Source organism: Mycobacterium sp. NTMscope_MAC_269 (genome assembly GCF_976985695.1).
In genome coordinates this window covers 622,489-641,347 of the sequence record NZ_OZ335668.1, presented here as the reverse complement: position 1 = coordinate 641,347, position 18,859 = coordinate 622,489, and the positions used below count along the sequence as shown (strand labels likewise).

15 protein-coding genes are annotated in these 18,859 nt (G+C 69.6%); 2 read left to right on the top strand and 13 right to left on the bottom strand.

What is annotated here, in order from left to right:
- Positions 1-23: 23 nt before the first annotated feature.
- The 7 genes from ACZ50Z_RS03150 to ACZ50Z_RS03120 all read right to left on the bottom strand — a co-directional run bounded on the left by ACZ50Z_RS03150 (position 24) and on the right by ACZ50Z_RS03120 (position 10,290).
- On the bottom strand, positions 24-2,486 hold the full coding sequence (locus ACZ50Z_RS03150) for a [protein-PII] uridylyltransferase (protein WP_464482232.1): 2,463 nt from the start codon (positions 2,484-2,486) through the stop codon (positions 24-26).
- Between the two features lie 45 nt (positions 2,487-2,531).
- Positions 2,532-2,870 carry a nitrogen regulatory protein P-II gene (glnB, locus tag ACZ50Z_RS03145; RefSeq protein ID WP_003878721.1) on the bottom strand — a complete coding sequence of 113 codons (339 nt, stop codon included), beginning with the start codon at positions 2,868-2,870 and terminating at the stop codon, positions 2,532-2,534.
- Positions 2,867-4,288 (bottom strand): ammonium transporter, encoded by a 1,422-nt coding sequence (locus ACZ50Z_RS03140; protein ID WP_464486069.1) that lies wholly within the window; start codon positions 4,286-4,288, stop codon positions 2,867-2,869. The genes glnB and ACZ50Z_RS03140 overlap by 4 nt, the downstream gene beginning before the upstream one ends.
- A 158-nt stretch (positions 4,289-4,446) precedes the next feature.
- Complete coding sequence (gene ftsY / locus ACZ50Z_RS03135) at positions 4,447-5,775, bottom strand: signal recognition particle-docking protein FtsY (protein WP_464482231.1); 1,329 nt, start codon at positions 5,773-5,775, stop codon at positions 4,447-4,449.
- 70 nt (positions 5,776-5,845) lie between these two features.
- Entirely contained in the window at positions 5,846-9,436 is a 3,591-nt protein-coding gene (smc, locus tag ACZ50Z_RS03130; RefSeq protein ID WP_464482230.1) for a chromosome segregation protein SMC, read from the bottom strand.
- Positions 9,437-9,596: 160 nt separating this feature from the next.
- Positions 9,597-9,890: an acylphosphatase gene (locus tag ACZ50Z_RS03125; RefSeq protein WP_464482229.1), complete on the bottom strand. Its 294-nt coding sequence runs from the start codon at positions 9,888-9,890 to the stop codon at positions 9,597-9,599.
- Positions 9,877-10,290: an OsmC family protein gene (locus ACZ50Z_RS03120; protein ID WP_464482228.1), complete on the bottom strand. Its 414-nt coding sequence runs from the start codon at positions 10,288-10,290 to the stop codon at positions 9,877-9,879. Before ACZ50Z_RS03120 ends, ACZ50Z_RS03125 begins: the two co-directional genes overlap by 14 nt.
- A gap of 52 nt (positions 10,291-10,342) precedes the next feature.
- On the opposite strand from ACZ50Z_RS03120, the gene ACZ50Z_RS03115 reads away from it, so the two are divergent.
- Positions 10,343-11,116, top strand: coding sequence for a PIG-L deacetylase family protein (locus ACZ50Z_RS03115; protein ID WP_464482227.1), 774 nt, complete (start codon positions 10,343-10,345; stop codon positions 11,114-11,116).
- Between the two features lie 82 nt (positions 11,117-11,198).
- On the opposite strand, the gene mutM is transcribed toward ACZ50Z_RS03115, so the two are convergent.
- The 5 genes from mutM to ACZ50Z_RS03090 all read right to left on the bottom strand — a co-directional run bounded on the left by mutM (position 11,199) and on the right by ACZ50Z_RS03090 (position 15,563).
- Positions 11,199-12,047 carry a DNA-formamidopyrimidine glycosylase gene (gene mutM, locus ACZ50Z_RS03110; protein ID WP_464482226.1) on the bottom strand — a complete coding sequence of 283 codons (849 nt, stop codon included), beginning with the start codon at positions 12,045-12,047 and terminating at the stop codon, positions 11,199-11,201.
- Positions 12,048-12,051: 4 nt separating this feature from the next.
- Positions 12,052-12,762 (bottom strand): ribonuclease III, encoded by a 711-nt coding sequence (gene rnc / locus ACZ50Z_RS03105; RefSeq protein WP_464482225.1) that lies wholly within the window; start codon positions 12,760-12,762, stop codon positions 12,052-12,054.
- Complete coding sequence (locus tag ACZ50Z_RS03100) at positions 12,759-13,358, bottom strand: YceD family protein (protein ID WP_464482224.1); 600 nt, start codon at positions 13,356-13,358, stop codon at positions 12,759-12,761. The genes rnc and ACZ50Z_RS03100 overlap by 4 nt, the downstream gene beginning before the upstream one ends.
- A 69-nt stretch (positions 13,359-13,427) precedes the next feature.
- Entirely contained in the window at positions 13,428-14,165 is a 738-nt protein-coding gene (sepIVA, locus tag ACZ50Z_RS03095) for a cell division protein SepIVA (RefSeq protein ID WP_009956333.1), read from the bottom strand.
- 333 nt (positions 14,166-14,498) lie between these two features.
- Positions 14,499-15,563 (bottom strand): hypothetical protein, encoded by a 1,065-nt coding sequence (locus tag ACZ50Z_RS03090; protein ID WP_464482223.1) that lies wholly within the window; start codon positions 15,561-15,563, stop codon positions 14,499-14,501.
- A 102-nt stretch (positions 15,564-15,665) separates the two neighbouring features.
- On the opposite strand from ACZ50Z_RS03090, the gene ACZ50Z_RS03085 reads away from it, so the two are divergent.
- Positions 15,666-16,832 (top strand): permease, encoded by a 1,167-nt coding sequence (locus ACZ50Z_RS03085; protein ID WP_464482222.1) that lies wholly within the window; start codon positions 15,666-15,668, stop codon positions 16,830-16,832.
- 6 nt (positions 16,833-16,838) lie between these two features.
- Here ACZ50Z_RS03085 and ACZ50Z_RS03080 read toward each other — a convergent pair whose 3' ends face one another.
- Complete coding sequence (locus tag ACZ50Z_RS03080) at positions 16,839-18,548, bottom strand: thiamine pyrophosphate-requiring protein (protein ID WP_464482221.1); 1,710 nt, start codon at positions 18,546-18,548, stop codon at positions 16,839-16,841.
- Positions 18,549-18,859: the final 311 nt, after the last annotated feature.

Genomic DNA, 18,859 nt, shown 5'->3' with positions numbered 1-18,859 from the left:
CCCGGCTGCCGTCGTAATCGGGGCTAGTCACCGACGGGTTCCTCGAGCACGTCGACCGCTGGGCCGCCCAGGGCGGCCAGCAAGCTCTGCTCGACCGCGTCGCGCGCGGCTTGTCCGCCTGCGCCGGCCGTCACGCAGAAGACGTCGGCCGCCGTCGATCCGAACGTGTTGACCTTCGCCCAGACGATGTCGGTCCCCGCGCGCTCCAGCGCCCGGGTCAAAAGGGCGAGCAACCCCAGGCGGTCCATGGCGCGGACCTCGACGATCAGCTGACCGACGGTGGCCGTATCGACCCACAGGATGCGGGGCGGGGCGGTCGAGCGCGTGACGGGCACCCCGACCTGAACCTCGCCGGCGCGCGTGGCCGCCGCGCCGGCGGCGTCGCTGTCGCGCTTCTCCAGCGTGCCCAGCACATCGACATCACCGGCCAGCGCGCCCGTGAACTGCTGGCGCAGCAGGCCCGCCTCCGGTGGGGAACCGAACAGCGGCGACACCACGAACTCGACGACCGCGAAACCCGCGTCGGTGCTGGCCGACGCCGAATGGATGCGCAGCGAGTTCAGCGCCAGCACCGCGGCGGCCTTGGAGACCAGCCCCCGCTGATCCGGCGCGGCCATCACCACGTCCAGCCGCTCGCCGGCGCTGGGCTTGATCTGCACGTGGACCGCACGTTGGGCGGCCAACGAAAGATATTGGGGCGCAGTAGGTTCTGCTCCCGGAAGCGGCTCGCCCGCCATCACCAGCCGGCAACGGCGGACCAGCTCGTCGATCAGGGACGCCTTCCACTCGCTCCACACCCCAGGCCCGGTGGCCTTGGAGTCGGCTTCGGTCAGCGCGTGCAGCACTTCGAGCAGCAGCGGATCGCCACCGAGCGATTTCGACACGCGCTCAATGGTTTTGGGATCGTTGAGGTCGCTGCGGGTCGCCACCACCGGCAGCAGCAGATGGTGGCGGACCAACTGCGCGAGCGTCTCGGCGTCGGCGGGCGAAATCCCCAGCCGCGGCCCGATATCCAGGGCCAGGCCCGCGCCGAGCACGCTGTGGTCGACGCCACGGCCCTTGCCGATGTCGTGCAGCAGCGCGCCGAGCGCGAGCAGGTCGGGCCGCGCCACGCGGGTCGCCAGCGGCGCGGCGTTGACGGCGGTCTCGATGACGTGGCGGTCCACCGTCCACTTGTGCGCCACGTCGCGCGGCGGCAGGTCGCGGATCGCGTCCCATTCGGGCAGCAGCCGGCCCCACAGGCCGGTGCGGTCGAGCGCCTCGATGGTGGCCACCGTCGTCGGCCCGGCCGACAGCACAACGAGCAAGTCGTCCAACGCTTCCCGCGGCCAGGGCACCGGCATCTCGGGGGCGCTGGCGGCCAGACGGCTCAGCGTGGCGGCGCCGATCGGAAGCCCGGTGTCGGCCGACGCGGCGGCCACCCGCAGCACCAGGCCCACGTCGGTGTCAGGGCGCGCGTCGCGGGCGAGCACGATTTCTCCGGCGTATTCGACGACGCCCTCGTCCAGGGGACGGCGCTTGGGCCGGCGCACCAACGCCGAGACTCCGCGGCGCGGCAGCGCGTTCTCGGCGGTGCGCAGCCCCGTCTCCGCGTGATAAGCGATGGTGCGTCCGGCGTCGGATAGCTTGCGGGCCAAGTCGAATCGGTCACCGATGTGCAGCGCCGCGCTGAGTTCGTCGCCGTACTGGGCCAGCAGCTGATCGCGTCCGCGCCCGGACACCCGGTGCAGCTCGGTGCGCACGTCGAGCAGCGTCAGGTGCGCGTCGTCCAGCGAGCCGCCCGGCGACTCCGGGCGGGCCATACCGTGGCGGTCGATGAGCTGGGCCACCCCGAGCGCGTCGAGCAACTGCACGTCGCGCAGGGCGCCGCGGCCCGATTTCAGGTCCGGTTCGGCGCGCTGCGCGATCCGCCCGCAGCGCTCCCAGCGGGCCTGCGTCATCTCGACGAGCTCGTCCATCCGGGAGCGAATTGCGCTGCGCCACTGGCGTCTTGCCCCGGCGACCAGTTCCTCGGACAGCCGTGCGTCGCCGGCGATGTGGCGCGCGTCCAGCATGCCCAAGGCCGCGATCATGTCGGCGTTGGCCACACCCAGGGCGCCGGAGACGGTCCGCACACTGTGGTCGAGCCGAACGTTGGCGTCCCACAGCGGATACCACAGCCCGTCGGCGACCTTGCCCAACACATCGTCGGACTTGCTGTCGTGCAACAACATCAGATCAAGATCCGAATACGGTAACAGCTCGTGGCGGCCCAGCCCACCGATGCCGACGATCGCGAAGCCGCTGTCGTCGTCGATCCCGATCTCGGCCGCCTTGGCCATCAGCCACGATTCATGCAGATCCAGCCAGGCGTGCCGCAGTTCGGCGGCGTGCAGCTTGGCGCCATCGGACAGCAGTTGGCGCCGCGCGGCAGCCAAATCGACTGCCCCGCCGGCGTTTCCTGTCCCCGCTAGCTGCCCGGGCGAATCGGAGCCGTTCGGTGTCATGCCCGCGCGGCCCGCCCGGGGCGAATCAGCAATTGACGAAAAATGTCATAGCGCATCGGTTCCGCGCTCGCCGGTGCGCACGCGCACAATGGTTTCCACGGGACTCACCCATACTTTGCCGTCACCGATCTTGCCGGTGCGCGCCGCCCGGACGATGCTGTCCACAACCTTGTCGACGATCGAGTCGTCGACGACGACCTCGATCCGCACCTTGGGCACGAAGTCGACGGAGTATTCGGCACCGCGGTAGACCTCGGTGTGACCCTTCTGCCGCCCGTAGCCCTGGATTTCGCTGACCGTCATCCCCAGGACGCCCGCGTCCTCGAGACTGGTCTTCACGTCATCGAGCGTGAACGGCTTTACGATCGCGGTGATCAGCTTCATGACTGCTCTGCCTCCACTTTGTCGCCCACTCGGTCCTCCTTCACGCCGTTGCGGGTGTCCGCGACAGCGACCCGGGGCGGGAGCACCGAGCCGGTAGCCACCGCGAAATCGTAACCACTCTCGGCGTGCTCGGCCTCGTCGATACCCGTTGCCTCCGCCTCGGGGTTGAGGCGAAGCCCGATGGTGTACTTCAGGATCAAAGCCAGGATCAGCGTAACCAGCCCGGAATAGAGGAGAACGCTGAACGCCCCGATCGCCTGCCGCTCGAGCTGGGCCCAGCCGCCGCCGTAGAACAATCCCTTCGACACCCCGACCACGCCGTTGATCGCCGGGCTTTCCGGCGCGGCGAGCAGCCCCACCAGCAGCGTCCCGGCCAGCCCGCCGACCAGGTGCACGCCGACCACGTCGAGCGAGTCGTCGAAGCCGAACTTGAATTTCAGGCCGACGGCGAGCGCGCACAGCACCCCGGCGACCAGGCCCACGACCAGGGCGCCCAGGACGTTGACCGACGAGCACGAGGGCGTGATCGCGACCAGGCCCGCGACGATGCCCGACGCCGCCCCCAGCGTCGTCGCCTTGCCGTCGCGGATGCGTTCGGTGAGCATCCAGCCGAGCATCGCGGTGGCCGTCGCGACCGTGGTGGTCATGAAAGTCGTCCCGGCGACGCCGTTAGAGCTGGTGGCCGATCCGGCGTTGAACCCGTACCAGCCGAACCACAGCAATCCGGCGCCGAGCATCACGAACGGCAGGTTGTGCGGGCGGAACAAGGTCGTGGGCCAGCCACGCCGCTTGCCCAGCACGATGGCCAGCATCAGGCCCGCCACACCGGAGTTGATGTGGACCGCGGTCCCGCCGGCGAAGTCGATCGCGTGCAGTTTGTTGGCGATCCAGCCGCCGTGCTCGGAGGCGAAGCCGTCGAACGCGAAAACCCAATGGGCGACCGGGAAGTAGACCACCGTCGCCCACAGTCCGGCGAACACCAGCCAGGCGCCGAAGCGCAGCCGGTCGGAGACCGCACCAGAGATCAGCGCGACCGTGATGATCGCGAACATCAGCTGGAACGCCACGAACACGGTGGCGGGCAGCGTGCCGGCGAGCGGAATGTCCGTTGCCGCAGTGCCTTTGCTCGGATCTGCGGCCACCGCGTTGACGCCGATAAGTCCCTTCAGGCCCCAATAGGACGTCGGCTTTCCCATGAAGTTGCCGACGTCGTCGCCGAAGGCGACCGAATAGCCGTAGAGCACCCACAGCACGGTGACCACGCCCATCGCGCTGATGCTCATCATGAGCATGTTCAGCACGCTTCTGGCGCGCACCATGCCGCCGTAGAAGAACGCCAGACCGGGCGTCATCAACAGCACCAGCGCGGAACTGGCCAGCATCCAGGCGGTATCGCCGGTGTTCGGCTGGCCCAGCATCGGGTACGTCACTCGCAATCTCCTCCGGTCGGGCCGCAATGGGACGTCAGACATGCGTCTGGTGACCTGATCTGTGAAGATTGCGCAATAGTTGTTTCGGCGATGGTGCCGTCGTGTTTCGGCGGGATTAACGTCCCGCCTGTGATGTCGGCGGCGTGTCAGCCGAGCAGCGCGTCGACGAAGGCGGCCGGCTCGAACGGCGCGAGGTCGTCGGGGCCCTCGCCGAGCCCGACCAGCTTGACCGGCACGCCGAGCTCCTGCTGGACCCTAAAGACGATGCCGCCCTTGGCCGTTCCGTCCAGCTTGGTCAGCACGGCGCCGGTGATCTCGACGACCTCGGCGAACACCCGGGCCTGGGCCAGGCCGTTTTGCCCGATGGTCGCGTCGAGCACCAGCAGCACCTCGTCGACCGCGGCGCGCCGTGTCACCACGCGCTTGACCTTGTCGAGTTCGTCCATGAGGCCGACCTTGGTGTGCAACCGGCCCGCGGTGTCGATGAGCACCACGTCGACGCCGGCGTCGATGCCCTTGTCGACGGCGTCGAAGGCCACCGACGCCGGGTCGGCCCCTTCGGCCCCGCGCACCACCTCCGCGCCGACCCGCGACGCCCAGGTTTGCAGCTGATCGGCGGCCGCGGCCCGGAAGGTGTCCGCGGCGCCCAGGACGACGCGTCGCCCGTCGGCTACCAGGACCCGGGCCAGCTTGCCGACGGTGGTGGTCTTCCCGGTGCCGTTCACGCCGACCACCAGCAGCACCGAGGGGTGGTCGGCGTGCGGCAATGCCCGGATCGACCGGTCCATGCCGGGCTGCAGTTCCTTGATCAGCACGTCGCGCAGCACGGCCTTGGCGTCGGCCTCGGTGCGCACGTCGCTGCCGGCCAGCCGGGCGCGCAGCTCGGCGATGACCGATTCGGCGACGACGGGGCCCAGGTCGGCGACGAGCAGGGTGTCTTCGACGTCCTGCCAGGCGTCTTCGTCGAGGTCGCCGCCGCCGATCAAGCCCAGCATGCTGCGGCCGAACGCGCTCTGCGAGCGGGCCAGCCGCCCGCGCAGCCGTTCCAGGCGGCCTTCGGGCGGCGCGATCTCCTCGATCTCGGGCACGGCCGGGGCTGCGGGGACGGCCGGGGCTGCGGGGACGGGCTCCGGGGTCGGCGTCGGCGGCGTGACGGCCTCGGGTTCGGGTTCGGGTTCGGGGAGGTCGACGTCGGAGATGGTGCGCCGCGGCGCGTCGCGCGGAACGGCGGCGTCATCACCCACCCCGGGCAGACCGGTGGTGTCGAGCCGCTCGGCCGGCTGGGCGGTCGGTGTCTGGCTGAAGGTGATACCCGAGGAGGCGGTGTATCCGCCGGAACGGTCGATCGCCCCGGGTTCGGCCCGCGTCGAAAAGCTGATCCGGCGCCGGCGGTACCGCAGCAGGCCGAGGACCAGCGCGACCAGGACGACTAGAACTATCAGGACCGCGAGCGCGATCCAAAGACCTTGGGACACGCTGACATTGTTTCAAGCGGTCGGGTGCCGATTGGTCACCGGGGCTCGCCGCGCTCGTGATCGCCGCGGATCAGGTCGTGACCAGCTGCTCCACCTGCTGGCCGCGCATCCGCTGGGAGATCACCGCGGTGATGCCGTCGCCCTGCATGGTCACGCCGTAGAGTGCGTCGGCGACCTCCATGGTCGGCTTCTGGTGGGTGATGATGATGAGCTGCGAGCGCGCCCGCAGCAGCTCGAACAGCGAGATCAGCCGCCGCAGGTTGGTGTCGTCGAGGGCGGCCTCCACCTCGTCCATGATGTAGAACGGCGACGGGCGGGCCCGGAAGATCGCCACCAGCATCGCCACGGCCGTCAGCGCCTTCTCCCCACCGGAAAGCAGCGAGAGCCGGGTGACCTTCTTGCCCGGCGGGCGGGCCTCCACCTCGATGCCGGTGGTGAGCATGTCGCCGGGATTGGTCAGCCGCAGGCGGCCCTCGCCGCCGGGGAACAACACGGTGAAGACCTCGGTGAATTCGCGCTCCACGTCGGCGTAGGCCTCGCTGAACACCTGCAGGATCCGGGCGTCGACCTCGTCGACCACGCCGAGCAGGTCCTTGCGAGCGGCCTTGACATCCTCGAGCTGGGTGGACAGGAAGTTGTAGCGCTCCTCGAGCGCGGCGAACTCCTCGAGCGCCAGCGGGTTGACCCTGCCCAGTTCGGCCAGCTCGCGCTCGGCGCGCTTGGCCCGCCGCTCCTGGGTGGCGCGGTCATACGGGATGGGGGCCGGCGCGAATACCTGCTCGCCGCGCTCCTTGGCCTGCTCGTATTCGGCCATCTCCAGGTCGGTCGGCGGCAGCTCGTTCTGCGGGCCGTACTCGGCGATCAGATCCGCGGGCGCCATGCCGAACTGTTCGAGCACCATCTGCTCGAGCTGCTCGATCCGCAGTGCCGCCTGGGCGTTGGCCACCTCGTCGCGGTGCAGCGAGTCGGTCAGGGCGGCCACCCGGGCGCTGAGCGCGTTCACCTCGTCGCGCACCGCCGCCATCGCCGTCGCGCGCTGCTGGCGTTCGGCGGCCAGGGCGTCTCGGATCTTGGACGCCGCGTCGACGACCCCGTGCAACCGCTGCGCCAGCAGCCGGCCGGAGTCGGCGACCGCCGCCGCGACCGCGGCGGCCCGCAGTCGCGCCTCCCGTGCCTGTTGGGCACGCACCCGCGCTTCGCGTTCGGCGGCGGCCGCGCGGCGCAACGAATCCGCCCGCCCGCGCACCGCGTTCGCGCGCTCTTCGGCGGTGCGCACCGCCAGCCGGGCCTCGACTTCGACGCTGCGCGCGTTTTCGGTGGCCGCGGCGATCTGCTGACGGTTCACGGGTTCTTCCGCCGGCGCCTGCTGGGTCTCCTGGGCGTTGCGCAACCGGGTTTCCAGTTCGGTGACTTCGGCGACGGTCTGGGTCCGGCCCGCTTCGAGCTCCTCGCGTTGCCGCAGCAACCTGCTCCATTCGTCCTCGGACATGCGGGCTTCCTGACCGAGCCGGCCGAGCTGCTCGTACATCCCCGAGATGGCGCTGTCGGATTCGTTGAGGGCGGCCAGCGCCTGCTCGGCGGAATCCTGACGGGAGGCCTGCTCGGTCAGCGCGCCGGACAGCGCCGCGCTCAGCTGGGCCACCCGGGCCTCCGCGGCGGTCAGCTCGTCGCCGGCCTTGTCGATTTCGGAGGTCACCTCGAGCGTGGACAGCTTGCGATCGGAGCCACCGCTCACCCAGCCGGCGCCCACCAGGTCGCCGTCGAGCGTGACCGCCCGCAACCGGGGATGCTGCGCCACCAGGTTCAGCGCCCGGTCCAGGTCGTCGACCACCGCGACGCCCGAGAGCATCGCTGTGATCGCCCCGCGCAGGCGCGCGGGTGTGTCGATCAAGTCGAGGGCCCACAGGGCCCCCGCCGGGGCGGTCTGCGGCGCGGGGTGATCGGCGGGCCAGTCTCCGAGCACCAGCGCGGCCCGCCCGCCGTCGGCCTGTTTGAGCGCGGCAACCGCGGACCGGGCCGCGCCGAAGCTCTCGGCGGCCAATGCGTCGGCCGCCGATCCCAGCACCGCGGCCAGCGCCGCTTCGTAGCCGGAGCGGACCTTGACCAGCTTGGCCATCGGACCCAGAAGCCCGGTGCCGGAATGGTTTTGGGTTAGCCAGGCGGCGCCGTCCTTGCGTTCGAGGCCCACGGCGAGCGCGTCGATGCGGGCACGCAGCGACGCGACCTGGCGTTCGGCCTCCCGCTCGGCGGACTGCAGCTCGGCGACCCGTGCGTCGGCCAGCCGCAACGCGTCCACCGTGCGCTCATGGTGCTCGTCGAGGCCCATCTCGCCTTGATCGAGCTCACCCACGCGGCCCTGCACGGTTTCGAATTCGGCCTTGGCCTGCTGGGCGCGGGCGGCGGCCTGCTCGATGCGTTCGGACAACCGCGCGACGCTGTCGTCGATCGACTCGACGCGCGCCCGCATCGTCTCCACCTGACCGGCCAGCCGCGCCAGGCCTTCCCGCCGATCCGCCTCGGCGCGCACCGCAGCCATGTGCGCCCGATCGGCCTCGGCGGCCTCGCGCTCGCGCTCGGCCAACTCGGCGCGGGCGCCCTCGAGCCGGGTGCGCGCCGTCGTCAGTTCCGCCAGCAGCCGCTGCTCGGCGACCGCGACCTGCTCGGCCTCGGCTTCCAACGCATCGGGGTCGGTGTCGCTGGGCGCCACCGGTTCCACGTCGAGGTGCTGGGCGCGCTCGCTGGCGATACGCACCGTGGCGGCCACCCGTTCGGCCAGCGCGGATAGCGCGAACCAGGTGTGCTGCACCGATTCGGTGCGCCCCGAGAGCTCGCCGACCGCCGTTTCGTGGGCGGTGAGCTCCTCAGAGGCCACGGCCAGCCGCGAGGAGGCCTCGTCGTGGTCGCGCCGCATGGCGGCCTCGGCCTCGAAGATGGCCTCACGCTCGCCCTTGCGGCCGACGAGGTCGTCGGCGGCCAGCCGCAGCCGCGCGTCACGCAGGTCGGCCTGGATCGTCTGGGCGCGCCGGGCCACCTCGGCCTGCCGGCCCAACGGTTTGAGCTGGCGGCGCAGCTCGGTGGTCAGATCGGTGAGCCGGGCCAGGTTCGCCGACATCGCGTCGAGCTTGCGCAGGGCCTTTTCCTTGCGCTTGCGGTGCTTGAGCACGCCGGCGGCTTCTTCGATGAACGCGCGGCGGTCTTCGGGCCGCGATTGCAGAATCTCGTCGAGCTTGCCCTGCCCGACGATGACGTGCATCTCCCGGCCGATCCCGGAGTCGCTCAGCAGTTCCTGAACATCCATCAAACGGCAACTGCTGCCGTTGATTTCGTATTCGCTGGCGCCATCACGGAACATCCGCCGGGTGATCGAGACCTCGGAGTACTCGATGGGCAGCGCGTTGTCGGAGTTGTCGATGGTAACGGTGACTTCGGCGCGGCCCAGCGGGGCGCGCGACGAGGTCCCGGCGAAGATGACGTCCTCCATCTTGCCGCCGCGCAGGGTCTTGGCGCCCTGCTCCCCCATGACCCACGCCAGCGCGTCGACGACGTTGGACTTGCCCGAGCCGTTGGGCCCGACGACCGCGGTGATGCCCGGCTCGAAACGCAGAGTCGTCGGCGAGGCAAAGGACTTGAAGCCCTTCAGCGTCAGACTCTTGAGGTACACGGCGAGCCAGACTACCGCTCAAAGCACCCGGGGCAGGCTCACCGAGGGGTGTCGTCCGGCCCGAAATGTGCCGGCGGCACCGCGGGGCGACGCACTGGTCACAGTGGTCACATCAGCCACGAGAAGTGCGCCTTCGGGAAACGTGCGGCGCACCCGCCCGTCACCGCTCGACGAATCCCTCGAAACGCTCCCGGGGCTGCGACCAGTCGGCGACGACCTTGTCGACTTTCCCGGGCTGTGTGGGCCACGACGCGCCGCCCCGTAGCAGCTCCAGCAGCTTTTCGCCGGCCTGCCGCGGACCCTGGGCGACCACCAGCACGCGGCCGTCGGCCTGGTTGGCCGCGTACCCCGTCAAGCCCAGCTCCAGCGCCCGACACCGCGTCCACCAGCGGAAACCGACGCCCTGCACGTTCCCGTGCACCCACGCTGTGAGGCGGGCGTCAGGATCCGACATCGGTGACCTCGAAGTTGACGGTGGTGCCGGACTTCAGGGTGCGCCCGACCGTGCACACCTGGTCGATGGCCCGGTTGACCACGACCCGCAGGCGCTCCTTCTCGTCCTCGTCCAACGCCGACAGGTCCAGCTCCAGCGACTCCTCGAGCAGCGGATAGCGTTCCTGCTCACGGTCGGCGGCGCCGGACACCGCGATGACCGCCTTGTAGTCGTCGCCCAGCCGGCGGGCCAGCGGCAGATCGCTGGACATCCCGCTGCAGGCCGCGAGCGCGATCTTGAGCAGCTCGCCGGGCGTGAACACGCCGTCTACGTCCTCGGAGCCGACGAGTACCTGCGCTCCCCGCGAGCTGTATCCCGTGTAGCGGCGAGTTGCGGTGCGTTCCACCCATAGTTCGGCCATGGCTCATTTCTACCGGGCGGCCACGTCGCGACGCGCGGGCATACTGTTTGGCATGGCCACCGTCGTCGCCTTCCACGCACACCCGGACGACGAGGTGGTCCTCACCGGCGGCACCCTCGCGCGGGCGGCCGCGGCCGGACACCGCGTCGTCGTGGTCACCGCGACCGACGGGCGGGTCCACAACGAAGACGACAACCGGATTGGCGAATTGCGGTCGAGCGCAAGCATTCTCGGGGCTCAGCGGGTGGAGTGTCTCGGCTACGCCGATAGCGGCTACGGCCCGCTGTTCTACCCGGATCCACCCGGTCGCACGCGGTTCGGGCGGGCGGATCTCGACGAGGCGGCGGACCGGCTGGCCACCATCCTTCGCGATGAGGACGCCGATCTGCTGCTCAGCTACCAGCCCAACGGCGGCTACGGCCACCGCGATCATGTGCAGGTGCACCACGTCGGCAAGCGCGCGGCCCAACTCGCTGCCGTTCCGCGGGTGCTCGAGGTGACGATGCCGCGCGAGATGCTGCTTCGGGTCAGCGATCTCACGCACCTGCTGCGGCTTCCCGGACCGTACGAACGTGACATCGTCCGGGGCGCGTACGCCCCGCGCGCGACGATCACGCACCGGGTCAACGTGTTTCGCTTTGCGCGCCAGAAGCGGGATGCTTTTGCCGCGCACCGCTCCCAGATCGGCAGTTCCGGCCTCGCCGCGCGTATGTTCGGGCTACTGATGCGGTTGCCGCCCCAGGTGTTCGGAGCGCTGTTCAGCCACGAGTGGTTCGTCGACCCGGCGCTGCCCACCGGGACGCTGCGCCGCGACATCTTCGAGTGAATCTGTTTCGCCGCGAGAGTGCAGTTAGCGACGAGTTTCGCGAGAAGAGGCGCCGCTCGTTGCACTCTCGCGGAGGAAGCGGTCAAACACGCGGGCGCGGTTGACATTTCGGGCAATAGAACGACGAGCGATTCATGAACTTCTCCCTGCGCATCACCGCGCCACAGCGGCGGCAGCTCTCACCTTCGCGGCCGTAGGCGTCCAGTGAGCGGTCGAAGTATCCGGATTCGCCGTTGACGTTGACGTACAGCGAGTCAAACGAGGTCCCCCCCTTGGCCAGCGCATCACGCATCACGTCGGCGGCCGCGTCCAGCACGGCGGTCAACTGCTTGCGGGTCAGCGTGTCGGCGATGCGCGCCCCGTGCACCTTGGCGCGCCACAGCGCCTCGTCGGCGTAGATGTTGCCGATGCCCGACACCACCTGCTGGTCGAGCAGCTGGCGCTTGATTTCGGAGTGCTTGCGCCGCAACACTTTCACGACCGCCTCGGCGTCGAAACGGGCATCCAGCGGATCGCGCGCCAGGTGCGCGACGGGTTCGGGCACCACGCTGCCGTCCACCTCGACCAGGTCGGCGAGCATCCACCCGCCGAAGGTGCGCTGGTCGGCGAAGCTCAGCACAGTCCCGTCGTCCAGCAGTGCGGAAATCCGCACGTGGTCGGCACGCGGCACCGTGCCGAGCAGCATCTGCCCGCTCATGCCGAGGTGGACGACGAGCGCCGCGTCGCTGTCGAGCAGCAGCCACAGGTACTTACCGCGCCGGTCGGTGCCGGTGATCCGGTCATTCAACAACCGGGCGGTGAGGTCCGCGGGCCCCGCCTCGTGGCGGCGCACCGCGCGCGGGTGGTGCACCCGCACCGCGGTGATGGCCTTGCCCACGACATGGGCCTGCAGGCCGCGGCGCACCACCTCGACCTCGGGCAGTTCGGGCATCTAATCAGTTGCCGGGCACGGCGGTGTCGAGCGCTTCCAGCGCTTTCCAGGTCGCCGCCGCGGCCTTCTGCTCGGCTTCCTTCTTGGAACGGCCCACACCCGAACCGTATTCGGTGTCGGCCACCACGACCACGGCGGTGAACTCCTTGTCGTGGTCGGGGCCGGTCGAGGTGACGACGTAAGACGGCGCGCCCATGCTGCGGGCCGCGGTCAGCTCCTGCAGGCTGGTCTTCCAGTCCAGCCCGGCCCCCAACGTCGGCGCGGCGTCCAGCAGCGGGCCGAACAACCTCAAAATCACCTCGCGCGCCACGTCGATCCCGTGCTCGAGGTAGATCGCGCCCAGCAGCGATTCCATGCCGTCGGCCAGGATGCTCGACTTGTCCGCGCCGCCGGTGTTCGCCTCCCCGCGCCCCAGCAGCAGGTGCACCCCGAGGCCCCCCTCGCAGAGCTTGCGGCCGACATCGGCCAGCGCCTGGGTGTTGACCACGCTGGCCCGCAGTTTGGCCAGGTCTCCCTCGCTGCGGTCGGGGTGGCGGTGGTAGAGCTCGTCGGTGACGGTCAGGCCCAGCACGGCGTCGCCGAGAAATTCCAGCCGCTCGTTGGTCGGCAACCCGCCGTGTTCGTAGGCGTAGCTGCGATGCGTCAGCGCCAAAGACAGCAGTTCGTCGGGCAATTCGACCCCGAGGGCGTCGAGCAAAGCCTGCCGTGAGCTCACCGCCCACCCCGCGGTTCGTCCGCCTCCGGGGTGAACATGCCGGCCAGCTTGGCCCACCGCGGGTCGATGCGCTCGTGCTGATGGCCGGGCTCGGCGGCCAGGGAAACCCCGCATTCGGGGCAGAGCCCCGGGCAATCGGGCGCGCACACCGGCGAGAACGGAAGTTCCAACCCGACGGCGTCGACGATGGACTGCTCGAGGTCGATGGTGTCGTCGACGATGTGGCCGACCTCGTCCTCCTCGGTGGTCGCCTCGGTGGTGCTGTCCGGGTAGGCGAACAGTTCGGTCAGCCGGACCTGCACCCGGCCGTCGAGCGGGGTCAGGCAACGCGCGCATTCGCCTGCCGTCGGCGCGGTCACCGTCCCGGTCACCAGGACGCCCTCGGACACCGACTGAACCTGCAGGTCCAGCTCCAGGGGGGCGCCGGCTTCGATCGCGATCATGTCCAGGCCGATGCGCGCCGGGCTGGGCACGGTGTTCCGGATGGTGACCATCGCGCCGGGCCGCCGCCCGAGCCGGGTGATATCGAAGGTCATCGGCCCAGATAGCCGGGGCGCCCCGCCGCGAGTCGATGAAGTGCTGTGCTGGCGCGTCATATCAGAAATCCTACGGCGCCGGTCGCACAATTCCAGGCGTGCCCGCCGGAGTGAACGGGCCGCGAAACGCTAGCGCACGGCGTAGTCGTGCGTGCCTGCCGCCGTCCGCAGTTGGTGGCGGCCGCGCCCCACCGACCGAAGCGTGCCGTTGAGGAATTCCTCGAACTCGGCGAGCTTGTTGTCGACGTAGATGTCGCATTCCCCCCGCAGCCGGTCGGCCTCGGCGTGCGCCGAGTCGATGAGCCGGGTGGCCTCGGCGTTGGCCGCCTCGACCACGCTGTTCTGCGACACCAGGCGCTGCTGTTCCTTGATGCCCTCTTGCACGGCCTTCTCGTAGGAGATGTTGCCGTTTTCGAGCAGCCGGTCGGCTTCGGCCTGGGCGCGGCCGACGCTGGCCTCGTAGTCGCGTTTGGCCGCGGTGGCGATGCGCATCGACTCCTCGCGGGCCTCGCCGACCATGCGTTCGCTGTGCTGGCGGGCTTCGCTCACCATCCGGTCGGCCTGCGCTTTGGCGTCGGACAGCAGCCGATCGGCCTCGGCGCGGGCGTGGTTGAGCATGGACTCCGACTCGGTGGTCGCCGATTCGACCATGGACTCGGAGTGCGTCTTGGCGTCCTGCAGCATGGAATCGCGCGCGTCCAGCACGTCCTGGGCGTCGTCCAGCTCGCCCGGAATGGCGTCCTTGATGTCGTCGATCAGCTCCAGCACGTCGCCGCGGGGCACCACGCAGCCGGCCGTCATCGGGACGCCGCGGGCTTCTTCGACGATGGCGCTCAATTCGTCCAGCGCTTCAAACACTCGATACACGGCCGTACCCTCCTGGCGTCTGCAAAACTGTTGTTACCAGTGTGCCTGGTGTTGTCTCTGTGACAGCGGTGGCGACACCGGTGTGTCGGGTATTTGCCCGTTCCGGGCGCCCTAAACGCCCCGGCGGCCCGGTCCCGGCGTGGTCTTGATGGATGAGTGTCATGCGAAAGCGCCGTTCACGCTGTTTTCGCGACGGCACGCGCCGCGCGAGATGGTTCGTTCCTATTCGTCGCCGGGCCCCGCCGCCAACGCGTTTGCCCAGGGGTGGGTTTTGCGCCGACGCGCTCCGGCGCGGCTATTTGCCAGCGATTCTAGGGTGCGGGGTCGCAGTGGTCATCTTCGCGGCGGGCAGGAGCCCTCGAGCGCCCTCAATTCAGTCATCATCTCGCCGATGATGCCGCCGTACTCGTGTCTGCGCCGTTCCTGCGACGGATCGTGCCAACCGGCCGGGTCAGCGCGGGCCGCGCGGGCCACCGCTACGGCGCGAGCGGACAGAACGGCGACGCTGTGGATGTGCGATGCCACGCTGGGGACGGAGACGCTCGACGCGTACCGCTCGAGTTGCTCGCTCCAGCTCTGGTAGTCGGCCAGTTCTGGCCCGCCGGTGTCCGGCGAGATGAACGTGGGTTCGAGCATGTCGCGATGCTCGACGATGAACCGCTCCACGTTGGCGGCGGCGCGGCAATCGGGCGAGGGGCGCCGAGCCAGGTAGACCGTCGCCAGCGTCCCGGTCGTCACCAGTACTACGGCGGTCACCGAGGCCACGGTTGGCCACCAGTACCGGCCAGCGGGCTCACCGCTCCGCGCCGCACGGAATTCATCGGCGGCGCCGGGGATGAGCTCTAATGCATTCTGCAACAAGGTGATTCGCTCCTCGGCACGCCTGGCAACGAACCAAGCGCGTAGACCCGCGATGGCTACCACGGCGGTCAACACACCCCGGAACGCCGTCTGGCGCACACCCTCGGTCGAGGCGTTGCCAGCCGTCAGCGCAATCCAGCCGAGGATCAGCGCGCCATAGCTGATGGCGACTCGCTTCGGAGTCGACCGGCCGTGCCCGAGCCGGATGGTGCCAATACGGATCGCCGACACCAGAACGGGCGTCGCAGTGGGAATGTCGCCGCGCAAACTTGCCGTAACCGCCTGCGCTCGCTCGGAACGGTTCAGGCCGCGCATCGCAGTCACGTACTCGCGCGACGCCCGCCGCCCCGCGACCACGGCCAGCCCGGCGAACAGCGCAGCTGCGAAGACAAGGAAGGTTAGCCGCCACGGCCAGCGCAGCCCCACCGTCAGGTGCGGCGTGGCGAGCGGAACGATCAGGCCGAAGGCGATGGCCGCGACGCACCAGTGCGCCAGGAATCGCTGCCACCACGGCGCGCCGAGCAGGCGAATCCACACGAGATGGAGTCTTGCAAACGCTGAGCCAATCCACTCGGGAATAATACCCCCCCAGGGTATAGTTACGCACACGTCCGGGCTCCCCCGAGAGAGGATTCAGTGATGACGGTGCTATCGGCGGTCGGGCACGCCCTGACGCTCGCGGGTTCGATGACGTGGGAAATCCTGTGGGCGCTGATCGTGGGCTTCGCCCTGTCGGCGGTGGTGCAGGCCGTCGTGCGGCGTTCGACGATCGTCGCTCTGATGGGTGATGATCGCCCGCGCACCCTGGCGGTGTCCGCGGGTTTGGGGGCGGCGTCGTCGTCGTGCTCGTACGCCGCGGTGGCCCTGGCGCGATCGCTGTTTCGCAAGGGCGCCGACTTCACCGCCGCGATGGCCTTCGAGATCGGTTCCACCAACATGGTGGTGGAGTTGGGCATCATCCTGGCGCTGCTGATGGGTTGGCAGTTCACCGCCGCCGAGTTCGTCGGCGGTCCGTTGATGATCGTGGCGCTCGCCGTCTTGTTCCGGCTGTTCGTGCGTTCGCGACTCGTCGACGCCGCCCGCGAGCAGGCCGAGCGGGGAATCGCCGGCTCGATGGAAGGCCATGCCGCCATGGACATGTCGATCAAAGGGGAAGGCTCGTTCTGGCAACGGCTCTTTTCCCCGGCGGGCTTCACCTCGGTCTCGCACGTGTTCGTGATGGAGTGGCTGGCGATACTGCGCGACCTTGTTCTGGGCCTGCTGATCGCGGGCGCCGTCGCGGCCTGGGTCCCCGAAAAGTTCTGGCAGAGCTTCTTTTTGGTGGATCATCCGGTCTGGTCGGCGCTGTGGGGCCCGCTCGTGGGCCCGGTCGTGGCGATCGTTTCGTTTGTGTGCTCGATCGGCAACGTCCCGCTGGCCGCGGTGCTGTGGAACGGGGGCATCAGCTTCGGGGGCGTCATCGCGTTCATTTACGCCGACCTGTTGATCCTGCCGATCCTGAACATCTACCGCAAGTACTACGGCACCAAGATGATGCTGACGTTGCTGGGCACCTTCTACGCCGCGATGGTCGCCGCCGGATATCTGGTCGAATTGATTTTCGGCACAACCGGTCTCATTCCGGCGCAGCGCAACGCGACCGTGCTGGAGGCGTCGATCTCATGGAACTACACGACGTTCCTCAACATCGCGTTCCTGGCGCTCGCGGTCATCCTCGTGGTCCGGTTCATCACCTCCGGGGGCTTGCCGATGCTGCGCATGATGGGCGGCTCCCCCGGTGCCGACGGATCGGGGCATCGGCACTGACGCGTTTCAGGGTTGCGGCAGCTGCACGTCCAGCACCGCGCACCGGCCCTGGTCGGCCTCGGCGAGCGCCCATCCGATGGCCTCACGCATCTCCGTCGGCGTGGCCACACTGCGTCCGCTGCCCCCGCACGCCCGCGCCAGGGCGGCGTAGTCGGTGTCCGGCGTGAGCCGGGTTTCGGGAAAGTCGTTTTCCCGCACCGATATTCCCTGCTGGTACAGCTCCGCGACGGGCAGCCTGGAGGCCAGGTACGAGTGGTTGTTCAAGACCACCGTCACGAACGGCGCGCCATGGCGATGCGCCGACCACAACGCGGCGGTGGGCACACCGAAGTTGAACGAACCGTCGCCGCAGATCGCGACGACGGGCGCCTGCGGCCTGGCCAGTTTGACCCCGAAAGCGCCGCCGAGCGCCCAGCCCAATGCCGGTGCGCCCGTGTCGAAGAACTGCCCCGGCGGTCGCTGGACCTGCCGGGCCACGGCGGGCCGGTTGGTCACCGCCTCCTGGACGACGACGGCGTTTTCCGGCAGCGCGCCGCCCAGCGCGGCCAACATCGCGTCGGGTACGTCCGCCGGACGATCGGACGCGGCCCGGCGAATCGCCTCCCTGCGGCGTTGCGCGACATCGGATTCGGCCGCTTGCCGCCGCGCGCCCCATTTCTCGCGTAGCTCGTCGGTGGCCAGCCGCAGCAGGGTCTGCTCGAGCAGCAGCAGCGTCACCCGGGTGTCGGCGGTCAGCGCGATCTCGACCGGATAGGACCACAACGGCATGCTGGCCTTGACGGGGTCCGCGTCGATCTGCACCACGCGGGCATCCGCGGGCGGGGCGAGCTGCGCGGGCACCCAGGGCACTTCGGAGTCCAGCAGCAGCACGGTGTCGGCGGTTTCGAGCGGGCCCGCGTCGCCGACCACGTGCAGGGGGTGCCCGAGCGGTAGGTTGGCACGGTCGCCCTGATCGATCACCGGCGCCCCGAGCAACTCGGCGATGCGAGCCAGCACGATCGCGGCCCCGGGCTCCGCCGCGGTCCTGGACGTGACAATGACGACCCGCTGCCCGGCGACCAGGATCCCGGCCAACCGGCCCAGGGCACCGGGGTCCGGGCCGGGCGGAACGGCCGGCGGCAGCCGCCGCGGCAACGCACGGCTGCCAGGCTCCATCAGGGCTTCCCGCGGCAGCATGACGTAGGCGGGGCCGGAAGGACTGGATCGGGCGACCTGGAACGCCCGCCGGACGATCGGCGCCAGCTCACGGCCGCGCGGAACCTCCATGTGCCATTTGGCGTAGTTGCGCACGACGGCCGGCTGGTCGAGTTGCTCCTGCTGCCAATGGATGTAGGTGTCGCGATGGCCGCGGACCTCCGGCGCCGAACTGTAGGGCGTGCGGCCGGCGAACACCACCACCGGCGTCGCGTTGCGCTGGGCGTTGTGCAGCTGACAGCCCAGGTTCAGCGTCCCGGCATCGACGTGCACCATGACCGCCTGCGGACGGCCGCTGGCCATGTGGTGACCGATGGCCGCCGCCAAGGCGATGCTCTCGTGGACACACAGCACCGCCTGCGGGCTCGGTGTGCCGGCCGCGCGGGCCGCCGCCAGCGCTTCCTGGATCGGGGCGGAATCCGTCCCGGGATTGATGAAGAAGTGTGCGACGCCCTCGTCGGCGAGCAGGGCGACCAGGTCGGTCGCGGCCTCGGGAACGTCGAACAGGTTCTCTACCGTCATGGCCGTTCTCCTATCGACGTCGGCGACCGCGCGGATACCCCCCTCTTCTTCCGGTCAGATCTTCAAGGTACGTTCCGCGGTGGCGTATTTGGCCTTTTCCGGTCGACTGGGCTCGGCGTTGCGCGCCCGGAGCCATCGGATACCCGCGCAGCTGCTGGCTACGCCACACCGTGGTCGTCTCGTCAATGGCGTTGCCGCCCAAAGTCTTTCGATGTCAGGCTGCGGGCCTCAGCGCCGGCGGAAGAGCTTTTCGCAGGGTGGATGGCGAGCGGTCGAGCATCGGCGCGGATCGACGGCCGAAACTTGTCGTA